The sequence below is a fragment of the Bradyrhizobium sp. Leo170 genome (assembly GCF_004296405.1).
Classification (GTDB): domain Bacteria; phylum Pseudomonadota; class Alphaproteobacteria; order Rhizobiales; family Xanthobacteraceae; genus Bradyrhizobium.
Map to the genome: position 1 here is coordinate 1 of NZ_PSRR01000508.1, position 4,177 is coordinate 4,177.

The 4,177-nt window shown below is 62.5% G+C and carries 1 protein-coding gene; it reads left to right on the plus strand.

Annotated features, from left to right (window positions below; genetic code table 11):
- Positions 1-131 precede the first annotated feature (131 nt).
- Positions 132-3,995 carry a filamentous hemagglutinin family protein gene (locus CWO89_RS41490; RefSeq protein ID WP_207234685.1) on the plus strand — a complete coding sequence of 1,288 codons (3,864 nt, stop codon included), beginning with the start codon at positions 132-134 and terminating at the stop codon, positions 3,993-3,995.
- Positions 3,996-4,177 lie beyond the last annotated feature (182 nt).

Consider the following 4,177-nt stretch of genomic DNA (forward strand, 5'->3'; position numbering starts at 1 on the left):
GAACGGCAACATTCGGCGGCACATTGCGCGGCGGGAGCAGCGGCGGCTCGAGCGCGGGCAGCTTCTCGCTTGCTGCGAACACCATCGCCGATTTTGCAAGCCTCAATACCAAGCTCAACGCGAGCAGCTTCTTGGGCACACGCAGCTTCACTGCCAAGAGCGGTGATCTTGTCATCGGCGACGAGGTGAAGGCGCGCATCGTCGATATTTCGGCCGATGGCGGCAGCCTGATCGTGAACGGCAGGATCGATGCGAGCGGCAACAAGGTCGGCACCATCCGCCTTTCTGCACGCGATAATCTCACGCTGACATCGAATGCCGTTCTCGACGCGCATGGCAGCGTGCTGCAAACCGACAGCTACGGCGCGGCGATCGAAGCCTCCAATCGCGGCTCGATCGAGCTGACAGCAAAGAACGGCGCCGTCACGCTGGCGGGTGGCTCGATGATCGACATGCGTTCGGCCGATGGCGTGTCTCGCGGCAGGCTCGAGATCAACGCGCCGCGTGTGGGCCGGGACGGTATCGCGATCAACGCGGCAAGCCATATCAACATTCTCGGCGCAGCGAGCATCGCTGTGAATGGTTTTCGCAACTACACGCCCTTGGATGGCATCATCAATCAGGCGTTTCTCGATGGCATCCATGCTGACAACGCGGCGTTCATCGACGCGGCAAGCGTGAATGGCGCGTTGCAGGCGCAGCTTGCCGGGCTGAAAGGCTATGGTTCCGCGTTCCATCTGCGTCCTGGCGTCGAGATCACAAGTGAAGGCGATCTTGTGACGAGTGGCGATCTCGATCTCTCGGACTATCGCTACGGCGCCGCGGCGGACGCCAACATTCGCGGTTCAGGTGAGCCCGGCGTCCTCGTCGTGCGGGCTGGCGGCAATTTTACGGTCAACGGCAGCATCAATGACGGCTTCGCGCCGCCGCCGCCCACGCCAGACGATTACAACTGGGCAGACGGCCGCGAGGGACGAATGTGGGCCGTATCGGAGATGCTTGCGCCAGGGTCCCTGTCCTGGTCCATGCGTTTCGTTTCGGGGGCCGATCTCGCCGCGAGCGACACACGGGCGGTCAAGCCTATCCGTTCGCTCGGCCAGGGCGGCGACCTTGTCCTCGATGATCGGCATAGTGCCGGGGATTGGATCCTGGAAGCGATGAGTGTGGTGCGTACCGGCACCGGCTATCTCGATCTCATCGCCGGCGGCGATTACCGGCATGCCTCTCTCTTTGGTGTCTACACCGCCGGCACGGCTCTACCTGAAACTCAAAACCATACTGGCCTATGGCTCACCGCAGGGGGCGGCGACGTGCGCGTTGAGGCCGGCGGCACCATGGCCGGCTACAACTATATGTCCGACCTGAACACGAACCAGAGTCGCATCAATGAATGGCTGCGCTGGCAAGATGGCGCGTGGGGCATCAATTTCGGCGCCTACGTTCCGGATTCCTGGGGGCTGAATCAAGTCGTGGGCTTTTCCGGCATCGGCGCGCTGGGTGGCGGCAATGTGAACGTGATCGCAGGCGGCGACGCCGGCGTCATGACGCCGCAGATTTTGGAAATTAGCCCGATCAACACGCTGTTCGAAACCAGGGCCTCCGCCTTGGTGGTCGCGATCGGCGGCGGCGGCTACCTCGATGCCAATGGTGTGCTGAGACAAACGGGCGGCGGCGATCTCGTGATGAATATCGGCGGCCGCCTAAATACGGCGCCGCTCTACTATGCGAACAACCCGGGCGGAGGCACGCTCGTCAATGTCCGGGGCGACGTGTCGGTCACCGCCTCCGCTATCGGTCTCGTGAGCGAAATGAGCTACGGCATTCCGCTGGGCTATACCGATCCGCGGCCGATCGACCCCATGCGTCCCTATAACTACTACGCCGATAGCGGTCTGTACCTGGCGCTGGGCGACAGTCGCGCCACGATCAATACGCGCGGCGACCTCGTCATCCTGTACGCCACCGATCCAGGCCTACCTGATCCGGCTGCTTCTCGTGGTCTTCTGCCGTCCACTGGTGGACCTGGCTTCTCGCTGTGGAGCAACCGCACCGCCGTGGACCTGTTCTCGGCGGGAGGATCGGTCGCGCCCATCACATCCAACGACTCAAGGGGCCCGCAGGACTACTACAGCTATTACACCGGGCGCCCGTATCCACCGGCTCTCGGCGTCGTGGCCGCCGGTGGTGATGTGCTGGTGTTTGGCCAGGCAAATCTGACGCCTTTGCCGAACGCGCGGCTTGATCTGTTGGCGCGCGATTCGATCTTTTACGGCTACAATCCCAGCTACCCAGAGGGCAATTATCTCTCCATCTTGGGAGACGGCGCGGATCAAAATCCGATGCGTTTCTATGCGGTGCACGGGGATATCACCAATTTCCACGTCGGATATATTCAACCGCCTACATTCGAAGTGCCGGCGACCCTCTACATCGGCGGGCCGGTGTGGATGCGTGCCGGGCGTGACATCATCGCTGCCGGTGGGGTCGACGATCCCAATAGCGATTGGCGTGACGAGGCCGGGGGCGGCGGGCTGATCATCCACAGCCGTGACGATGATATCTCGGTCATCCAGGCCGGCCGCGACATCATCTACGCGAATTTGCAGGTGTCAGGTCCTGGTGTGCTCGCGCTCACCGCGGGCCGCCACATCTATCAGGCGGATCAAGGCAGGTTGCAAAGCATCGCCCCTGCCGTGCCTGGTGATACGCGGCCCGGCGCCTCGATCGTGCTGCAGGCTGGCGTGGGCAGCAGCGGCCCGGACTATGCCGCGCTGATGCGCTATCTCGATCCGGCCAATCTTGCGATGTCAGGCACGCCGCTCGCCGAGCAGCAGGGCAAAGTCGCCAAGACCTATGAGAACGAACTTGTTGCGTGGCTGAAAGAGCAGCGCGGCTTTGCCGGCAGGGATGAGGACGCGCTGAGCTATTTCCAGACCTTGCCGCGCGATTTGCAGGCGGTGTTCCTGCGCACGGTCTTCTATAACGAGCTCCGCCAGGGCGGCATCGAATACAATGACGCGGAAAGTCCGCGTCATGGCAGCTATCTGCGCGGTCGCCAGTCGATCGCGACGCTTTTCCCGGACCGGGACGCGAATGGCAACCAGATCCGCTATCAGGGTGATATCACGCTGTTCAGCGGCTCGGGCGTCACGACCGAATTCGGCGGCGACATCCAGTTGCTTGCACCGGGCGGCAAAGTGGTGTTGGGCGTGGAAGGCGAGGTTCCCCCGAGCACGGCGGGGCTGGTCACCCAAGGCAAGGGCAATATCGAAATCTACAGCAAGGGCTCGATCCTGCTTGGTCTCTCGCGCATCATGACCACCTTGGGCGGCGACATTCTCGGCTGGTCGGCGGAGGGCGACATCAACGCCGGCAACGGCTCGAAGACGACCGTGATCTACACGCCGACGCGACGCCGCTATGATCCCTATGGCCATGTGCTGTTGAGTCCGACTGTGCCCTCGACCGGCGCAGGCATTGCCGCCATCGCCTCGGTGCCGGACATTCCGCCCGCCCGTGTCGACCTGATCGCGCCGCTGGGCACGATCGACGTGGGCGAAGCCGGCATCCGTTCCTCCGGACAGGTCAACGTGGCCGCTTTGCAGATCGTCAACGCGGCGAATATCCAGGCGCAGGGCGGTATCACCGGCGTGCCGACGGTCCAGGCGCCGAATATTGGCGGCTTGACGCAAGCCTCGAACCTCGCCGGTGCGGCCCAACAGACCACCATGCCGACCCAGAACACCGCTTCCGGCCAGGCGTCGATCATCATCGTCGAGTTTCTCGGCTTTGGTGGCGGATCGGGTGAGGAAGAGCGTCCGGCTGAGCCAAAAAACAACAACCGGCAAAGCCGCTTGAACTATGACTCCGACAGCACAGTCCGCGTCCTCGGCAATGGCCCCATCAGCGCGGAGCAGACCAGCCTTCTGACAGACGATGAGAAAAAACTCGTCGCCGAAGGTGAGCAACGGCGGAGGCGGGATCCGGCAAACTGAGGAAACGCGCAAGGCGAGCCGCGCGCAGAGAATTGCAGTCCCGCGAGCGCATCTCGTGCTTCAGCGCGTGGATCATCCCTGCGAAGGAGATAGCGATCGCGTCAAAGCAAGCCTAGAGTCGGATCCTAGAGCATTTTCGGTTCTGATTGAATCAGAACCGAAGCTCTAGATTCTTGTTTTGG